Raw genomic sequence first — 16,432 nt, 5'->3', positions numbered from 1 at the left:
GACACAGAGAATCGGCCCCGTCCTGCATCATGCAGGACGGGGCCGATCGTGTTTCAGGCGATGAGCGTCAGCTCGCCGCTCCGCCCTGGACGGCGGAGACGAACTCCTTCGCGTCCCGACCGAGCGTGATGGCACGCACGATCTGAACGATGCCGAGCACGACCAGCGAGATGCCCAACAGGAGCCAGAACGCGAAGCCGGCGATCAGCGGCGAGAACAGGACGATGATTCCGGCGACGATGCTGAGGATCGCGTAGAGGACGGTCCAGACCCGCGACCCGTCGCTGCCGAGCAGCGTGAGGGCGACGATCCCGTCGACGATCCAGCTGACGCCGATGAAGATCACGACGACGAACGCGAGCGTGGCTGCGGCGGCGTTCAGGTTGAAGAACGCGATGACACCGGCTGCGATGTACAGCAGGCCGAGGACGATGTGGCCTACGCGGGCCCATCCTCCCTTCGCGCTCGAGAAGATGCCGAGCCCGACGTACACGAGACCGGCGACGACCAGGTACGACGCGAAGATCGCCGTCACGATGACCGCGGACTTGATGGGCCAGACGAGGAGGACGATTCCGGCGATCAGCGCGATGACGCCGGCGACCGCCAGCGTGACCCGGATCGACTTGAACAGAGACTTGGCCTCCGTGAGTGGTTCAGACATGGTGGGGAGCCCTTTCTGAGAAGATGCTGTGAGGATGCATCCTCAGGGTAGCGCTCCCATGGTCCGGGATGGGGGAGAAGGTCCCACCCGCGTTTCGCTCCGTCACGCCGCGACTTCCGGCGACATGGCAAAATCGAGTCGTGTCCGTCGTCGACGAAGATCGCCTGCGTGAGCTCGCCGTGATGAGAAGGGTCAGAGACCGCATCGACCGCGAGTATGCGAGGCCGCTCGATGTGCAGGCCCTCGCGGACGGTGTGCACATGTCCGCGGGGCATCTGAGCCGGAAATTCCGCGAGGCCTACGGCGAATCGCCGTACTCCTATCTGATGACTCGTCGGATCGAGCGCGCGATGGCACTGCTGCGGCGCGGCGACCTGACGGTGACGGAGGTGTGCTTCGAAGTGGGGTGCTCCTCGCTCGGCTCGTTCAGCACGAGATTCTCGGAGCTGGTCGGTGTCGCACCCAGCGTGTACCGTGAACGCGCCGCCACCGTCGAGGGGATCCCCTCGTTCCACGTCAAACAGGTGACCAGACCGATCAGGAATCGAGAAGCGCCGCGCACCGACGCGCACCTACCGTGAACACCATGAACATCCGCATCCACTACGCATTCCTTCCGCACACCGACGCCGAAGCGGCGCTCGGTTTCTACCGCGACGCGCTCGGCTTCGAGGTTCGCAACGACGTCGGCTACGACGGGCTGAGGTGGCTCACGGTCGGCCCGCCCGGCCAGCCCGAGACGTCGATCGTGCTGCATCCGCCGGCGACCGACCCCGGTATCACCGACGTCGAGCGCCAGACGATCCTCGAGCTCATCGCGAAGGGCAGCTACGCGGCGCTGACACTGGCCAGCGACGACGTCGACGCGCTGTTCGAACGCCTCGTCGAGCGCGGCGCCGACGTCGTCCAGGAGCCGATCGACCAGCCCTACGGGGTTCGCGACTGCGCGTTCCGCGACCCCGCAGGCAATCTGCTCCGTATTAGCCAAGCCGCCTGATCTCTCCACCGACCACACGAAGGACGCCGATGACCACGGACGAGCACCCCGCCGACACCCACGACCTGATCCGCGTGCAGGGCGCGCGCGAGAACAATCTGAAGGACGTCAGCGTCGACATCCCGAAGCGCCGCCTCACCGTGTTCACCGGCGTGTCCGGTTCGGGGAAGAGCTCGCTCGTCTTCGACACGATCGCTGCCGAGTCGCGGCGCATGATCGACGAGACCTACAGTGCCTTCGTCCAAGGTTTCATGCCCTCGGTTCCACGACCCGACGTCGACGTCCTCGAGGGGCTGACGACAGCGATCATCGTCGACCAGGAACGCCTCGGCGCGAACCCGCGATCGACCGTCGGCACAGTGACGGACGCCAACGCGATGCTGCGCATCCTGTTCAGCAAGCTCGGACAGCCCTACATCGGCGGGCCGACGGCGTTCTCGTTCAACATCCCGACCCAGAAGGCCAGCGGCGTGATGACCGGCCCGGGAGGGGCGAAGAAGATCGTGAAGGACGCGATCTATCTCGGCGGCATGTGCCCACGATGCGAAGGCAGGGGAGCGGTATCCGACATCGACCTCGCCCAGATCGTCGATGAGACGAAGTCTCTCGACGAAGGCGCCATCATGGTGCCCGGCTACACCGCCGACGGATGGATGGTGAAGGGCTTCTCCCAGTCGGGGTTCTATCCGGGCGACAAGCCCATCTCGCAGTTCACCGAGAAGCAGCGTCACCTCTTCCTCTACGGCGAGGTCACGAAGGTGAAGATCTCCGGGATCAACATGACCTATGAGGGTCTCATCCCGAAGATCACCAAGTCGATGCTGTCGAAAGACCTCGATGCGCTGCAGCCTCACGTCCGCGCCTTCGTCGAGCGTGTGGCCACCTTCGCGGTCTGTCCGGAGTGCGACGGGACCCGCCTCACCGAGGGTGCGCGCTCCTCGAAGATCGAGGGCGTGAGCATCGCCGACGCCTGCCGCATGCAGGTCACGGATCTGGCCGACTGGGTGCGAGGTCTCGATCTTCCCGAAGCCGGCCCGCTGCTGCAGGCGCTCAGCGCCAACCTCGACGCCTTCGTCACGTTGGGGCTCGGCTACCTCAGTCTGGAACGGCCCTCCGGCACACTGTCCGGGGGAGAGGCGCAGCGCATCAAGATGCTCCGGCACCTCGGCTCTTCGCTCACCGACATCACCTACGTCTTCGACGAGCCGACGATCGGCCTGCACCCGCACGACATCCAGCGCATGAACGGGCTCCTGCTCCAGCTGCGCGACAAGGGCAACACCGTGCTGGTCGTGGAACACAAGCCCGAGACCATCGTGATCGGCGACCACGTGGTCGACCTGGGGCCTGGCGCGGGAAGCGCCGGTGGCGAGATCTGCTTCGAGGGCACGGTCGAGGGGCTGAAGGCGAGCGGCACGAAGACCGGTGAGCATCTCGACGACAGGGCACAGCTGAAAGATGCGGTGCGCTCGGGCACGGGAGCCATCGAGGTGCGAGAGGCGACCGCGAACAACCTGCAGGCCGTCGATGTCGACATCCCGACCGGCGTGCTCACGGTCGTGACGGGAGTGGCTGGCTCCGGCAAGAGCTCGCTCATCCACGGATCGGTGTCCAACCGCGACGGTGTCGTGTCGATCGATCAGGCGGCGATCAAGGGGTCCCGCCGCAGCAACCCCGCGACCTACACGGGGCTTCTCGAGCCGATCCGCAAGGCGTTCGCGAAGGCCAACGGCGTCAAGCCCGCTTTGTTCAGCGCGAACTCCGAAGGTGCCTGCCCGTCATGCAAGGGTGCGGGCGTCATCATCACCGAGCTCGGCTTCATGGACACCATCGAGACGCCGTGCGAAGACTGCGGAGGCAAGCGCTTCCAGGTCGGCGTGCTCGAGTACAAGCTCGCGGGCAAGGACATCACCGAGGTTCTCGACCTCCCGGTCTCCGAGGCCCGGGTGTTCTTCAGTGAGGGAGAGGCCAAGCTGCCTGCGGCCGCGGCCATCCTCGGCCGGTTGGAAGACGTGGGGCTCGGTTATCTCTCGCTCGGACAGCCTCTGTCCACGCTGTCGGGTGGCGAACGTCAGCGCATCAAGCTGGCGATCCAGATGGGGGAGAAGGGGGACGTGTACGTGCTCGACGAGCCCACCACGGGCCTTCACCTGGCGGATGTCGACAAGATCCTCGGCCTCCTGGATCGACTCGTCGACGCCGGGAAGACCGTCATCGTGATCGAGCACCATCAGGCGGTCATGGCGCACGCGGATTGGATCATCGACATCGGGCCCGGAGCCGGTCATGACGGCGGCAAGGTCGTCTTCGAGGGAACACCGACAGATTTGGTATCCCAAAAATCGACGTTGACGGGGGAGCACCTCGCAGCCTACGTCGGCGGCTGAGAGGAGTCGAGGGCGCCTCACCTGAGGCGCCCCCGATGCTCGGACCCTCGGGGAAGTCGACTCAGTCCCGCCGGGCGATGATCGTGTAGGTGCACGGCATCAGATCGCGTTCGGCCTCGGGCCAGGCATAGCCGCCGGCGACCTCGACCATGCGGTCGCTGAACTGCCATGGCAGGGTCCGGCCCTCGTCGAAGTGCAAGAGGCGTAGACCTGCGCGCAGCAGCGCGCCGAGGATCTCGGACAACGAGTGGGGCCACTCGTAGGTGCGCGCGCGGGAGATACGACCGTCGCCGGCATAAGTGGAGTCGTCATCCCACTGCTGCGCATGCCCGGTCGCGAAATACGGATACCGCGTGGTCAGGCCCACGGCATCCTCATCCAACGCGTAGAGGGCGGGATGGCCGTCGCGGATGAAGAACATGCCGCCGGGGCGCAACAGCGCGACGATCTGGGCGGCCCACCGGTCAAGGTCGTCGAGCCAGGTGATCGTCCCGATACTCGTGTAAACGACGTCCAAGTCGCCGACGACGGCAGCCCGCGCATCGAGGACATCGGTCTCCACCCACGTGGCCTCGACCCCCAGACGCGTCGTGAGCTGACTGGCTGTGTGAAGCGCCGACGGCGAGAAGTCGACGCCGGTCACCCGCGCGCCGGCGCGAGCCAGTGAGACGGTGTCGGTGCCGATGTGGCACTGCAGGTGGCACAGGTCGAGTCCGGACAGGCCGCCCGACGGAAGGAATGCAGACATCGTGGCGAGATCGTCGCGCACGACATCACTCAGATGATCCGGATCGTCGAACGCTTCGAGTCCGTACGCTTCCTCGTGCACAGGAACGCGATCTTCCCAGTTCGCCTGGTTCGCCCGCCGTGCAGATTCCCAGTCGATGTCGACATTGCTTCCATTCACGGTGCGAGCCTATCGAGTGCCGCATTCCGGCGAGGAGCAATATCCGATAATGCACATTATGTCAGAACGCGGAAAACCCACCTATCCCCGATCGCCGAAGATCTGCCGTGCGCGGACAACGATGTCGTCGAGACGGGATTGCAGATAGGGACCGGGGCATTCGGTCCCCGACCATGTTTCGCGGTGAGAGATGACGTGGGCTCGGTCGATCGTGAACGACACCGGCACGCCGTCCAGACTCTTGCCGTCGAAGGTCGCAAGCCACGCGATCATCTGCGCGAGTTCTTCGAGTTGCGCCTCCGTCACCGCGTACTCAGGTGCCCCGCTGGCGTTGAGAGTCTCCACCGCGACGGACCGCCAGTTCCAGTCAGCGCCGGTTGCGGACGGTTTCGCGGACGGACGAATCAACTCGATGACGGAACCGTCGTTGCGTAGGTAGAAGGTCGGTGCGGATGATCGCTTGTTGCAGCGGGACAGGAAGTCCAATTGGTCTGCCGTCGTCCCCGTGTGGTGGATGATGAACCGGTCGATGACCGGTCTCACCACGTGGCCGTCGCTTCCCGCGGTGTCGCGGTTGGCCCGGTTCCTGGGATTCGCACAGTCCGTGAACCCGAGAGGCGCCTCGAGGCCGCGAACCGCGCGCTCGTAGACAGGGTCGTACTCCGGAAGCCCTCGCGGATTGTCCGGGTCCACTGCCGGCGTCGCATCGTCGGGGCCCTCAGCAGTCGTGGTGAGCCAGATCCCCACTGCGGTCACGGCCGCCCCCGCGCCGGCAGCGATGAGAAACCGCCTTCGGGTATGCGCCTCCGGGCGCACAGCAGGCTCGGGCGGGTGAGAGTGCGGCATCTGCCCATTCAACACGGCCAGCCGTCACCAGGCGTGATGATCACCGAACTGCCCGCCGCGGGTTGCGAGAATGGTTCGATGGCTGAAACCGGCAGTGACTCCACCCGTCTCGTCATCTTGCGCGGCGATGCGGCGTCGGGCAAGACGACGACGGCGACGGCGCTGCGGCCGAAGCTCGGTGTGCGGGTGGCTCTCATCTCGCAGGATCACTTTCGCCGGGAGCTGCTGCACGACCCCGATCGGCTGAGGCGGTCCAGGGATGCCAGCGTCCTGATCGTCGGCGCTGCCAGACAGGCACTCGACCTCGGATACGACGTGATTCTCGATGGGGTCTTCAACCTGCGCGACTACTCCGAATTCTTCGAGAGCTTGTATCGCGACCACCGCGGGACGACGTGCATCTACCAGTTCGACGTCGGTCTCGACGAGACGGTCCGGCGCCACGCGGGGAGGCCGCTCGCGAACGACTTCGGTGAGGACAGGATCCGCGAATGGCACGACGGGTGGCAACCACTCCCCTGGTTCGATGAGCGGCGGGTCGGACCGGAGACGACTACCGAAGAACTCGTGAAGATCATCGTGAAAGACCTCGGCGGCGGCATGCCCATGTGATTGCGCCACACGCGATCACCAGACGGCGAGCCGACCGACATCGACGAGTCCGCCTTCTGCGCTACCGCGGTCGCAGCTGGCTGTAGACGAGCATGTCCTTGCGCTCATCACCGATCGTCTGCCACGTTCCCGGAGGAGTAGCGTTGGGGAGGTGCAGCAGGTCTCCCACTCCCCCGTCTCGACACCGGGGTGGCGAGCATGGCTGATCTGGTCCGTCGGAGTCGCGGCATATGTGCTCGCGATCACGAACCGCACATCTCTCGGCGCCGTGGGCGTCGAAGCGGCGGACCGGTTCCAAGCTGATGCGTCGACGCTGGCGCTGTTCGCCGTGGTGCAGCTCGCCGTCTACGGCGGCATGCAGATCCCCGTCGGTATTCTGCTGGATCGCTTCGGGTCGCGTCCGATCATGACGATCGGCATGTTGCTCATGGCCGCGGGCCAGCTGACCATGGCGCTCTCCCCCAGCATCGGGGTCGCGATCTTCGCACGCGTGCTGCTCGGCGCAGGTGACGCCGCGATCTTCCCCGCTGTGCTGCGTCTGGTGGCGACCTGGTTTCCTGCGCAACGAGGGCCGATCATGGTCCAGTTCACCGGCATCATCGGCCAGACCGGCCAGCTGATCGCCCTGGTTCCCGTCGCTGCACTCCTGCACGCCACCAGCTGGAGCATCACCTTCGGCAGCATCGCCGGCCTCGGCGTGCTCTTCACGATCCTCGTCGCCTTGGTCATCCGCAACCATCCCGCAGAGCGCGGTGCCGACGTGACAGTGAACACCGATACCGGCGTCATCCGCGTCGTCACCTCCGCGATAGATACCGGAGTCGGCATACGTGCAGCCTGGGCGCACCCGGGAACGCGTCTCGCGTTCTGGTCGCACTTCACCACGCCGTTCGCCGGCACCGCGTTCGTCCTCCTCTGGGGTATGCCGTTCCTCACCGCTGCTGAGGGACTCGATACCGCGCACGCCGCAGGCATCATCTCGGTATATGTCATTGCAGGCATGCTTCTTGGGCCGATCATCGGCGATCTCTCCCGCCGGCTGCCGAATCACCGATCCCTCGCTCTCGTGCTCCCCGCCGTCGGAGTGCAGATGGTCGCCTGGATCGCCGTCATCGCCCTGCCAGGCACCGCACCGAGCTGGCTCCTCTACGTACTGGCCATCGCGCTCGCGACCGGCGGACCCGCATCGATGATCGCCTTCGATCACGCGCGCACACACAACCCGTCCCACAGGCTCAGCACGGCAACCGGGGTGACGAACGCCGGCGGCTTCATCGCCGCACTCATCGCCATCTTCCTGATCGGACTCGCCCTCGACCTCCAGGGCGCCGGCACTCCCGAGACCTATTCGCTCGATGCCTTCCGGATCGCGTTCCTCATGCCGATCCCCCTCTGGATCATCGGCACCGTGTTCATCCTCATCGAACGCAAGCGGACGCGGATCCGCATGGGTCTGGATCCCGAACGGCGGCGCTGAACCTCAATCCGCACAGCGTTTCCCGCTGCGTGGCTCGAAATCGGCGCGCGGAGTCCGGTGCGGTCACGGCGGGGCTGACGACGGGGAGGTCAACGACCGCGCGGGGTCCACCCGGAGGGAAGCGGCCCCTCCTGCACGGCTCGCTCCCGGTCGGCCCGTGCGGACCAGCCCTGTGCACGGTCGACCGTGTCGAACGCACCCCGAGCCAGTCGGAGACCGACATCCTCATGATGCATGCGCGGTGCTCCCCCACGGCGGACAGATGCCCGCACGCTCCAGGCGTCGTCGGCGAACCCGCCGCCACGGAACACGCGGTAGTCGTCGTAGCGGGCGGGGTCCAACAGGTCCCAGCACCATTCCCAGACGTTGCCGAGCGTGTCGAAGAGACCGTGGAGGTTCGGCAGTTTGCCGCCGATGTCCTGCGGCGACGAGACGCCGTCCGCGCTCGTCCACGCGGCGTCGGCCAGAGGCGCATAGTGCGGTCCGGTGGAACCGGCCCGGCACGCGAACTCCCACTCCGCTTCGGTGGGCAACCGGTACCCGTCTGCGGTCGTGTCCCAGGCGACGTCCTCACCATCGAACAGGTAGACCCGATCCAGGCCCTCCCACTCGGATGCGGCGTTGCAGAAGTGGATGGCGCGCAGCCAGCTGAGGTCGGATGCGGGGCGACGAGGGTGGCGCACCGGGATGCCGAGCACCTCTGCGAGCTGCTCCTCCGTCACCGGATACACGCCGATCTCGAAGGGCTCCAGCGTGACCACGCGCTGCTCCTCGCGACGTGCGTCCCGCAGTGTCAGCACGCCGGCGGGGATGCGGGCGAACTCGAAATCGCTCACCGGTCCCCCGCGTCCGAGCGACGGACTCGATTCACGAGGGCACTCGCTCTACCCAGGACGGGAACTTGGCCCTGCGACCGTCGCCGGAGGATGTGCGGGTCACGCGCCGACGGACCCAGGGGCCCACGAACTCCCGATAGTAGGCAAGCCCCGACGGCCCCGCACCGAGGCGATCGCTCGGCGCCCACCAAGTCTCCGGCGGCTCGAAGCCGAGAGCATGCAGCACCCGAGCCGCCACGCGGTGATGGCCCGCCGCGTTCATGTGCAGCCGGTCGTCCGCCCAGTAGGCGCCACGGGAGAGCTCACGATCCGGCCAGTTGAATGCACGGACCACATCGGGGCGCTCTTCGATCCGTCGAAGCACGGCATCAGAGAGGAGATCTCCGCGCCGTTGAACGAGGGATCCCATCGGAAGCTGTCCACTCGGGTTCGCCCCGGAGAGCAGGATCATGGTCACCCCCTCCTCGTCGCACCGGCGCAGCACGCGGCTGAACGCATCGGCGATGTGCTCGACATCGGTGCGTGGGCGAAGCATGTCGTTGCCTCCGCCGTTGAAGGAGAGATGTGTCGGCCTCAGCGCGAGCGCGGGCTCGAGCTGCTGCTCGACGATCGGCCAGGCGAGCTTGCCTCTGATCGCGAGGTTGGCGTACTGGATCGAGTGTCCTGCGGCATCCGCCCACCCTTGAGCCGCGAGATCCGCCCAGCCGCGCTCACGCCCATCCGGGAGGACATCGCCGACCCCCTCGGTGAAGGAATCGCCGATCGCCACGAACCGCACATCTGCCATCGTCCCAGCCTATTGCGGCAGACGAGAGCAGGCGTCAACGATCGTCGAGCGCCTGCCCGCCGCGGTCGACGAGCCCCCATGCTGCGGCCGCAGCACCGAGGAAGCACACCCCGAACACCGCGAACAGCAGCGGCGCTCCACCGGCGAGCAGCAGCACCGGAACGGAGAGCGGCGCCACGATCGATGCGATGCGACCCACTCCTGCCGCCCAACCGGCGCCCGTTCCCCGCAGCGAGGTGGGATAGATCTCGGGGGTCACGGCGTACAGGGCTCCCCAGGCGCCCAGGTTGAAGAACGACAGAGCCATGCCCGCGGCGATGATGGCGCCCTCGGTCGTCGCCGTGCCGAAGACCACTGCAGACACCGCAGAACCGAGCAGGAACACCGACAGCGTCAGCCGACGCCCCCACACCTCGATCAGCCACGCCGCGACAGCATAGCCCGGCAGCTGGGCCAGCGTGATGATGAGGGTGAAACCGAACGAACGCACCAGATCGAACCCGGCATCCACGAGGATGCTCGGTATCCAGATGAACGCCCCGTAGTAGGCGAAGTTCACGCCCAACCACACCATCCACAGGCACAGTGTGCGCACTCGGAACTCCGGGTTCCAGAGCGTTGCCAGCCGCGCGCGTGCGGTGACCGCGATCGCACGTGATGCCGGCTCCTTGCGGATAGCGGGGGCACCGCCCACCCCGGCATCGGCCTCGAACGCCGAGACGATGCGGTCTGCTTCCGCGATGCGTCCTCGCGAGGCGAGCCAGCGGGGCGATTCCGGCATCCGCCACCGCACGAAGAGTGCGTACACGGCAGGGATCGCGCCGAGCGCGAAGGCCCAGCGCCACCCGTCATCGGAGGCCGGTATGACGAGGAAGCCGATCACGGCGGCCGCGGTCCATCCGAGTGCCCAGAAGGCTTCCAGCACCACGATCAGCCGGCCACGGATCCGGGCCGGAGCGAACTCGCTCACATACGTCGAAGCGACCGGGAGCTCGGCGCCGAGACCGAGACCGACCAGGAAGCGGAGAACGAGCAGTGCCGCGAGACCTCCGACGAGCGCGCTGGCACCGGTCGCTATGCCGTATACGAGCAGCGTGAGCGCGAACACCTGCCGTCGTCCGAAACGATCCGCCAGCAGGCCACCGAGCGTCGCGCCGATGGCCATGCCGATGAACCCGACCGAGGCGATCCAACCGGCTTCGCCCTTCGTCAGCCCCCACTGCTGCGTGAGCGCGGCGAGGATGAAGGAGATCAGACCGACATCCATCGCGTCCAAAGCCCAGCCGAGCCCCGAACCCGTCAGGAGGCGCAGGTGGCGACGGGTGAACGGCAGGACGTCCAGGCGCTCGGCCAGAGATGAGCGGCTCGGCAAGGCGGTGTTGGCCATGCTCTTCATCGTAGAGCCGAGCGCCCGACGTCCCGCGCCCGATGACGTCAGTCCTGAGCGTCGAGGATCCGCTTCACCCGCGGGATAACCTCGGTGCCGTACAGCTCGATGCTGCGCATCATCGACTCGTGCGACAGGGTGCCTGTGGCGTACTTCAAGTCGAACCGGCCGAGTCCCAGCGTCGTGATCGTGTCGGCGATCTTCGCCGCGACGCGATCCGGCGAGCCCGCGTAGATCGCTCCTTCAGGGCCGATGTCGTTCTGGAAGCGCGCACGACTGTATGCCGGCCATCCGCGCTCACGTCCGATCGTGTTGTTCATGGCCTCGAAGCCGGAGTACGCGGCGTCCCAGGCCTCCGCATCCGTCTCGGCGATGTGGCCGGGCGAATGCACCGAGACGGGGTGCGACGTCGTGCCGAAGGAGGCCACGGAGCGGTGGTACAGGTCGACGAAGGGCTTGAACCGCGCCGCCGATCCCCCGATGATCGCGAGCATCAGGCCGAGGCCATGGCGTGCGACACGGACGACCGACTCAGGGCTGCCCCCCACACCGACCCAGGTGCGCAGACCCTTCTCGGTCTTCGGGAAGACGTTCGCGTTCTCGAGCGAAGAGCGCATGGTGCCCGACCACGTCACCGGCTCCTCCTTGAGGAGCTCGACGAACAGCTCGAGCTTCTGCTCGAAGAGTGCGTCGTAGTCACGGAGGTCATAGCCGAACAACGGGAACGACTCGATGAAGGAGCCGCGGCCGAGAACCACCTCGGCACGACCGTTCGAGAGGGCATCCAACGTCGAGAACCGCTCGAAAACGCGCACAGGGTCGTCGGACGAGAGCACCGTCACCGCCGTGCCCAAACGGATGTGCTTGGTGCGGGCCGCGATAGCGGCCAGCACCATCTCCGGGGCAGAGACCGCGAACTCCGCGCGGTGGTGCTCCCCCACCCCGAAGAAGTCCACACCGACCGTGTCGGCCAGCTCTGCCTGCGCGACGATGTTGCGGATCGTCTGCGCGCCGGTGAGGAGCTCTCCGTCCGCGTTCCTGGTGATGTCGCCGAACGTGTCCAACCCGAATTCGATGCCCATGTCATCCCTTCCTATTCAGATGAATGAACACGCCTCGGCCGGACCGCATTCCCGTCAGCGTGGAAGCAAGGCGCTGCGCAGCGTGTCGAGGCCGACACCGCCCATGTCGAGTGCGCGCTTGTGGAAGTCCTTGAAGGAGAACGCATCGCCTTCGGCTGCGCGGACGCCGTCACGGACCTGTTCCCAGATGCGCTGACCGACCTTGTAGGACGGCGCCTGACCAGGCCAGCCCAGGTAGCGATTCACCTCGAACTGCACGAACTGGTCGGACATGTTCACGTTCCGGCGCATGAAGTCCAGTGCGTACTCGGCGTCCCAGACACCCGTACCGTCGAGTCGAGGCTTGCCCAGGTGCACGCCGATGTCGAGCACCACGCGGGCGGCCCGCATACGCTGCCCGTCGAGCATGCCGAGACGGTCGGCGGGATCGTCGAGGTAGCCCAGCTGCTCCATCAGACGCTCGGCATACAGAGCCCAGCCCTCGGCATGACCCGAGGTGCCGGCGAGCAGACGGCGCCAGGAGTTGAGCTCGGCCCGGTTGTACACGGCCTGGGCGATCTGGAGGTGGTGTCCCGGCACGCCCTCATGGAACACGGTGGTCAGCTCGCGCCAGGTGTCGAACTCCGTGACGCCCTCGGGGACCGACCACCACATGCGGCCGGGGCGAGAGAAGTCGTCCGTCGGCCCGGTGTAGTAGATGCCGCCCTCCTGCGTGGGGGCGATCATGCACTCGAGGGTGCGGATGGCCTCCGGGATGTCGAAGTGCGAGGCGCCGAGCTCGGCGACAGCGCGGTCGCTCGTCTCCTGCATCCACCTCTGGAGCGCGTCGGTGCCGACGAGCTTGCGGGCCGGGTCGGCCTCGAGGTGGGCGACGGCCTCTTCCACGGATGCACCGGGCAGGATCTCGTTCGCGATCGCGGTCTGCTCCGCCACCATGCGCGCGAGCTCCTCGCGCCCCCACTCGTACGTCTCGTCGAGGTCGATCGTCGCCCCGAGGAAGCGACGGGAGTTGAGCGCGTACAGGTCGCGTCCGACCGCGTCGACCTCGCCCGTCGCGGGAGCGAGCTCTTCCACGAGGAAGCGACGAAGCTCGTCGTAGGCGACCCGTGCCGCGGCGGAGTTGTCGGCGAGGCTGCGCGCGAGCGAAGCGGGCAGCTGCCCCTCGTCGGGATCGGCATCGGCCACGAAGGCGGCGAAGAAGCCGTCGTCGGCCGTGTAGCGGTCGATCTGCGTCGCGACCTCGACGACCTGGCGTCGCGCCGGCGTCACGCCCTCGGCGATACCGGTCCGCAGGGTCTCGATGTAACCGCGCAGTGCCTCGGGGACCGCGGCGAGCCTCGTCGCGACCACATCCCAGTTCTCGACGGTCGCGGTCGGCATCAGATCGAACGCCGCGCGCACATCCTGTGCGGCCGAGGCGATGACGTTGAGGTCCCGCAGATGCCACTTCGCGTCGTGCAGCTCGAGGTCGAGACGCAGCTCGGCTCCGAGGTCGGTCTTGGTGACCTCGTCGATCGCATCGACCGGCTCGAGTGCGGCGAGCTTGTCGAGCGTCGCGCGGGTCGCCGCGGCGATCTCCTCGTGCCCCGCCGGGCTCAGGTCGCCGAAACGGTCGTTCACCTCATCGCGGCCGATATACGTCCCGAGCGTGGGCGCGAGGACCGCGATCGTGTCGACCCATTCATCGGCGACGGCGTCGATGGCGGAGGGGGTGCGGGGAGCTGAAGTCATAGCTGTCAGCCTAATCCCCGGCCCCCTTCCGCCGCCGGACCTCAGTGCGCGGCTTCGTTCCAGTCGCGACCGCGTCCGACCTGCACGTCGAGCGGCACCGACAAGTCGGCGGCGTCACCCATCCGCGCCCGCACGATGCGCTCCGTCGCTTCCCACTCCCCGGGAGCGACCTCGACGACGAGCTCGTCGTGGATCTGCAGCAGCACGCGCGAGGAGAGCTGCTCGGAGCGGAGATCATCGTGGATGTGCAGGAGCGCGATCTTCATGATGTCTGCGGCACTGCCCTGGATGGGGGCGTTGAGGGCCGCGCGCTCGGCGTTCTCGCGCAGCACCCGGTTCGGGCTCGCCAGGTCGGGGAATGGACGGCGGCGGCCGAAGATCGTCTCGGTGTAGCCGACCTCCTTCGCCTTCATGACCGACGCGCGCAGATAGTCGCGCACCGCGCCGAACCGAGCGAAGTACTCGATCATGAGCTGCTTGGCCTCGGACTGCTCGATGCGCAGCTGCTTGGAGAGGCCGAACGCGGAGAGCCCGTAGACCAGGCCGTACGACATCGCCTTGACCTTGGTGCGCATGGCCGCTGTCACCTCGCTCGGCTCGACTCCGAAGACCCGCGCACCGACGAAACGGTGCAGGTCTTCCCCGCTGTTGAACGCCTCGATGAGGCCTTCGTCGCCGGAGAGGTGCGCCATGATGCGCATCTCGATCTGCGAGTAGTCGGCGGTGAGAAGCGCCTCGTAGCCCTCGCCCACCTCGAACGCGCTGCGGATGCGACGGGATTCCTCGGTACGCACCGGGATGTTCTGCAGGTTGGGGTCGGTGCTGGAGAGACGCCCCGTCTGGCTTCCGGTCTGCACATACGTCGTGTGCACGCGGTGATCGTCGCCGATGGCGGTATCGAGCGACTCGATGATCTGACGCAGCTTGGTGGCCTCACGGTGCTGTAGCAGCAGGTTCAGGAACGGGTGGGGGTTGCTCTCCTGCAGGTCGGCGAGAACCGCGGCATCCGTCGAGTAACCAGTCTTGGTCTTTCGGGTCTTCGGCAGCTGCAGGTCTTCGAACAGGACCTCCTGCAGTTGCTTGGGCGAGCCGAGGTTGAACTCGCGCCCGACCACGGAGAAGGCCTCCTGCGCGAGCGCCTCGGCGCGGGCGGCGAGCTCTCCGGAGAACGTGGACAGCACGTCGTGCGAGACCGCGACGCCCGCGACCTCCATGTCGGCGAGGGTGAGCAGCGTCGGCAGCTCGATGTCGACCAAGACCTTGGCGACCGGCTCGGGGATGTCTTCCCGAAGAGCATCGGCGACGCGCAGCGCGAACCACGCCTCCTGCGAAGGCGTCGCGCCCTCGGTCTCGGGCACGAGCTGCGACGGGTCGGCCTCGGGGAGCTTCTCGCCCAGGTAGCGCTCGACCAGGTCGGAGAGGGTCTTGTCCGGGAAGCTCGGTCGCAGCAGCCAGCCGGCGAGACTCGTGTCGTACGAAAGGCCGCCGAGGCGGATGCCTTGACGGATCAGTGCCTTCACCTGCGCTTTCGCGTCGTGGAGCACCTTCGGCGCGTCGGACTCGAGCCATCCGCGCAGCGCCTCGGGCGCGGCTTCGGTCCAGTCGGATTCGCGGAGCTCGGTCAGGGTGGCGGCACCGATGCGCACGGGCACTCCGCCCTGCGTCGTGACCCGGAGGGAGACTTCGCCTTCCTGTGCCGAACCCCAGTCAGCGAGCTCGGCGGGCGTCACCTCCACAGGCACAGGAAGGACGACCACGGATGCGGGATCGTCGGCGACCTCGCCCGCACCGACGGCCTCGAACACCCGCGGAAGCAGCGTGCGGAACTCCAGGCGGGCGAAGATGTCACGCACGGCCTGGGCATCGATCGGCGCGACCGCGAGATCGGCAGGGCCTACGGGAAGCTCCACGTCGGTGAGCAGCCGGTTGAGTTTGCGGTTGCGGCGCACGTCGTCGATGTGATCGCGGAGGTTACCGCCGACCACACCCTTGATCTCGTCGGCTCGGGCGATCAGTTCGTCGAGCGACCCGAACTGCGTGAGCCACTTGACGGCGGTCTTCTCCCCCACCTTCGGCACACCGGGCAGGTTGTCGCTGGTCTCGCCGACGAGAGCGGCGATGTCGGGATACTGCTCCGGCCGGACCCCGTAGCGCTCCTGGACGGTCGTCGGGTCGTAGCGCTTGAGCTGGGAGACGCCCTGCACCGACGGGTACAGCAGCGTGACATCGTCGTTGACGAGCTGAATCGTGTCGCGATCGCCCGAGACGACGAGCACGTCGAAGCCCTGTTCGGCCCCCTGAGACGCGAGCGTGGCGAGGATGTCGTCGGCCTCGATCCCCTCCTTCGTCAGCACCGGGATCGACATCGCAGTGAGGCACTCCTGGAGCAGGGGGATCTGCCCCTTGAACTCCTGAGGCGACTCGGAGCGCGTGGCCTTGTACTCCGGGTACTCGTCGGTGCGGAAGGAGTGACGCGAGGTGTCGAAGGCGATCGCCAGGTGCGTCGGCTGCTCGGCCTTGATGAGGTTCACCAGCATCGACAGGAAGCCGTAGATGCCGTTCGTGTGCTGGTTGTCTTTGGTCGTGAAGTTGTCGACCGGGAGGGCGAAGAAGGCACGATAGGCGAGCGAATGGCCGTCGACGACCATGAGGGTAGGCTTTGCGGAGTCCGTCACCCTGTCAGCCTAACGAGGACGACAGACACCCGCTGAGGAGGATG

General features: G+C 66.8%; 14 protein-coding genes. 5 read left to right on the top strand and 9 right to left on the bottom strand.

Going from position 1 to position 16,432, the window contains the following annotated elements; genetic code table 11:
* Nucleotides 1-67: 67 nt before the first annotated feature.
* On the bottom strand, nucleotides 68-664 hold the full coding sequence (locus ACP699_RS02650) for an HdeD family acid-resistance protein (RefSeq protein ID WP_017830619.1): 597 nt from the start codon (nucleotides 662-664) through the stop codon (nucleotides 68-70).
* Between the two features lie 182 nt (nucleotides 665-846).
* On the opposite strand from ACP699_RS02650, the gene ACP699_RS02645 reads away from it, so the two are divergent.
* Genes ACP699_RS02645 through ACP699_RS02635 form a run of 3 tightly spaced genes read left to right on the top strand, consistent with a single transcriptional unit; the run spans nucleotide 847 to nucleotide 4,048 of the window.
* Nucleotides 847-1,245 carry a helix-turn-helix transcriptional regulator gene (locus ACP699_RS02645; RefSeq protein ID WP_426171519.1) on the top strand — a complete coding sequence of 133 codons (399 nt, stop codon included), beginning with the start codon at nucleotides 847-849 and terminating at the stop codon, nucleotides 1,243-1,245.
* A 5-nt stretch (nucleotides 1,246-1,250) separates the two neighbouring features.
* Nucleotides 1,251-1,661, top strand: a complete 411-nt coding sequence (locus ACP699_RS02640; RefSeq protein WP_426168958.1) for a VOC family protein — start codon at nucleotides 1,251-1,253, stop codon at nucleotides 1,659-1,661.
* A gap of 29 nt (nucleotides 1,662-1,690) precedes the next feature.
* Nucleotides 1,691-4,048 (top strand): ATP-binding cassette domain-containing protein, encoded by a 2,358-nt coding sequence (locus ACP699_RS02635; protein WP_426168955.1) that lies wholly within the window; start codon nucleotides 1,691-1,693, stop codon nucleotides 4,046-4,048.
* A gap of 61 nt (nucleotides 4,049-4,109) precedes the next feature.
* On the opposite strand, the gene ACP699_RS02630 is transcribed toward ACP699_RS02635, so the two are convergent.
* Both ACP699_RS02630 and ACP699_RS02625 read right to left on the bottom strand, forming a co-directional pair.
* Complete coding sequence (locus tag ACP699_RS02630; protein ID WP_426168952.1) at nucleotides 4,110-4,955, bottom strand: class I SAM-dependent methyltransferase; 846 nt, start codon at nucleotides 4,953-4,955, stop codon at nucleotides 4,110-4,112.
* 81 nt (nucleotides 4,956-5,036) lie between these two features.
* The gene (locus tag ACP699_RS02625; RefSeq protein WP_426168948.1) at nucleotides 5,037-5,771 is read right to left on the bottom strand and encodes a peptidoglycan recognition protein family protein; all 735 of its coding nucleotides are present in this window, start codon (nucleotides 5,769-5,771) and stop codon (nucleotides 5,037-5,039) included.
* A gap of 66 nt (nucleotides 5,772-5,837) precedes the next feature.
* Between ACP699_RS02625 and ACP699_RS02620 the strand changes: the two genes are divergently transcribed.
* Nucleotides 5,838-6,413 (top strand): AAA family ATPase, encoded by a 576-nt coding sequence (locus ACP699_RS02620; protein WP_426168945.1) that lies wholly within the window; start codon nucleotides 5,838-5,840, stop codon nucleotides 6,411-6,413.
* Nucleotides 6,414-6,564: 151 nt separating this feature from the next.
* Entirely contained in the window at nucleotides 6,565-7,890 is a 1,326-nt protein-coding gene (locus ACP699_RS02615) for an MFS transporter (RefSeq protein WP_055868225.1), read from the top strand.
* A gap of 89 nt (nucleotides 7,891-7,979) precedes the next feature.
* Here ACP699_RS02615 and ACP699_RS02610 read toward each other — a convergent pair whose 3' ends face one another.
* The 6 genes from ACP699_RS02610 to polA are packed head-to-tail and all read right to left on the bottom strand — an operon-like array spanning nucleotide 7,980 to nucleotide 16,388.
* Complete coding sequence (locus tag ACP699_RS02610; RefSeq protein WP_055868222.1) at nucleotides 7,980-8,726, bottom strand: formylglycine-generating enzyme family protein; 747 nt, start codon at nucleotides 8,724-8,726, stop codon at nucleotides 7,980-7,982.
* A 31-nt stretch (nucleotides 8,727-8,757) separates the two neighbouring features.
* Nucleotides 8,758-9,513 (bottom strand): SGNH/GDSL hydrolase family protein, encoded by a 756-nt coding sequence (locus ACP699_RS02605; RefSeq protein WP_426168940.1) that lies wholly within the window; start codon nucleotides 9,511-9,513, stop codon nucleotides 8,758-8,760.
* A 34-nt stretch (nucleotides 9,514-9,547) separates the two neighbouring features.
* Nucleotides 9,548-10,900 carry an MFS transporter gene (locus ACP699_RS02600; RefSeq protein ID WP_055868216.1) on the bottom strand — a complete coding sequence of 451 codons (1,353 nt, stop codon included), beginning with the start codon at nucleotides 10,898-10,900 and terminating at the stop codon, nucleotides 9,548-9,550.
* Between the two features lie 47 nt (nucleotides 10,901-10,947).
* Nucleotides 10,948-11,982: an LLM class flavin-dependent oxidoreductase gene (locus ACP699_RS02595; protein ID WP_302792251.1), complete on the bottom strand. Its 1,035-nt coding sequence runs from the start codon at nucleotides 11,980-11,982 to the stop codon at nucleotides 10,948-10,950.
* A gap of 54 nt (nucleotides 11,983-12,036) precedes the next feature.
* Nucleotides 12,037-13,713, bottom strand: coding sequence for a DUF885 domain-containing protein (locus ACP699_RS02590; RefSeq protein WP_302792249.1), 1,677 nt, complete (start codon nucleotides 13,711-13,713; stop codon nucleotides 12,037-12,039).
* Nucleotides 13,714-13,754: 41 nt separating this feature from the next.
* On the bottom strand, nucleotides 13,755-16,388 hold the full coding sequence (gene polA, locus ACP699_RS02585) for a DNA polymerase I (protein WP_288967620.1): 2,634 nt from the start codon (nucleotides 16,386-16,388) through the stop codon (nucleotides 13,755-13,757).
* Nucleotides 16,389-16,432: the final 44 nt, after the last annotated feature.

The sequence above is a fragment of the Microbacterium sp. DWRC1-3 genome (assembly GCF_049896645.1).
Classification (GTDB): Bacteria; Actinomycetota; Actinomycetes; order Actinomycetales; family Microbacteriaceae; genus Microbacterium; species Microbacterium maritypicum.
Note: the sequence above shows the minus strand (reverse complement) of the source record. Positions and strands in the feature narration are given on the sequence as shown.

Bases quoted from the DNA above. Each gene is read 5' to 3' on its own strand.
- ACP699_RS02650 (WP_017830619.1), bottom strand. From the start codon at position 664: ATGTCTGAACCACTCACGGAGGCCAAGTCTCTGTTCAAGTCGATCCGG.
- ACP699_RS02645 (WP_426171519.1), top strand. From the start codon at position 847: ATGAGAAGGGTCAGAGACCGCATCGACCGCGAGTATGCGAGGCCGCTC.
- ACP699_RS02640 (WP_426168958.1), top strand. From the start codon at position 1,251: ATGAACATCCGCATCCACTACGCATTCCTTCCGCACACCGACGCCGAA.
- ACP699_RS02635 (WP_426168955.1), top strand. From the start codon at position 1,691: ATGACCACGGACGAGCACCCCGCCGACACCCACGACCTGATCCGCGTG.
- ACP699_RS02620 (WP_426168945.1), top strand. From the start codon at position 5,838: ATGATCACCGAACTGCCCGCCGCGGGTTGCGAGAATGGTTCGATGGCT.
- ACP699_RS02605 (WP_426168940.1), bottom strand. From the start codon at position 9,513: ATGGCAGATGTGCGGTTCGTGGCGATCGGCGATTCCTTCACCGAGGGG.
- ACP699_RS02600 (WP_055868216.1), bottom strand. From the start codon at position 10,900: ATGGCCAACACCGCCTTGCCGAGCCGCTCATCTCTGGCCGAGCGCCTG.
- ACP699_RS02595 (WP_302792251.1), bottom strand. From the start codon at position 11,982: ATGGGCATCGAATTCGGGTTGGACACGTTCGGCGACATCACCAGGAAC.
- ACP699_RS02590 (WP_302792249.1), bottom strand. From the start codon at position 13,713: ATGACTTCAGCTCCCCGCACCCCCTCCGCCATCGACGCCGTCGCCGAT.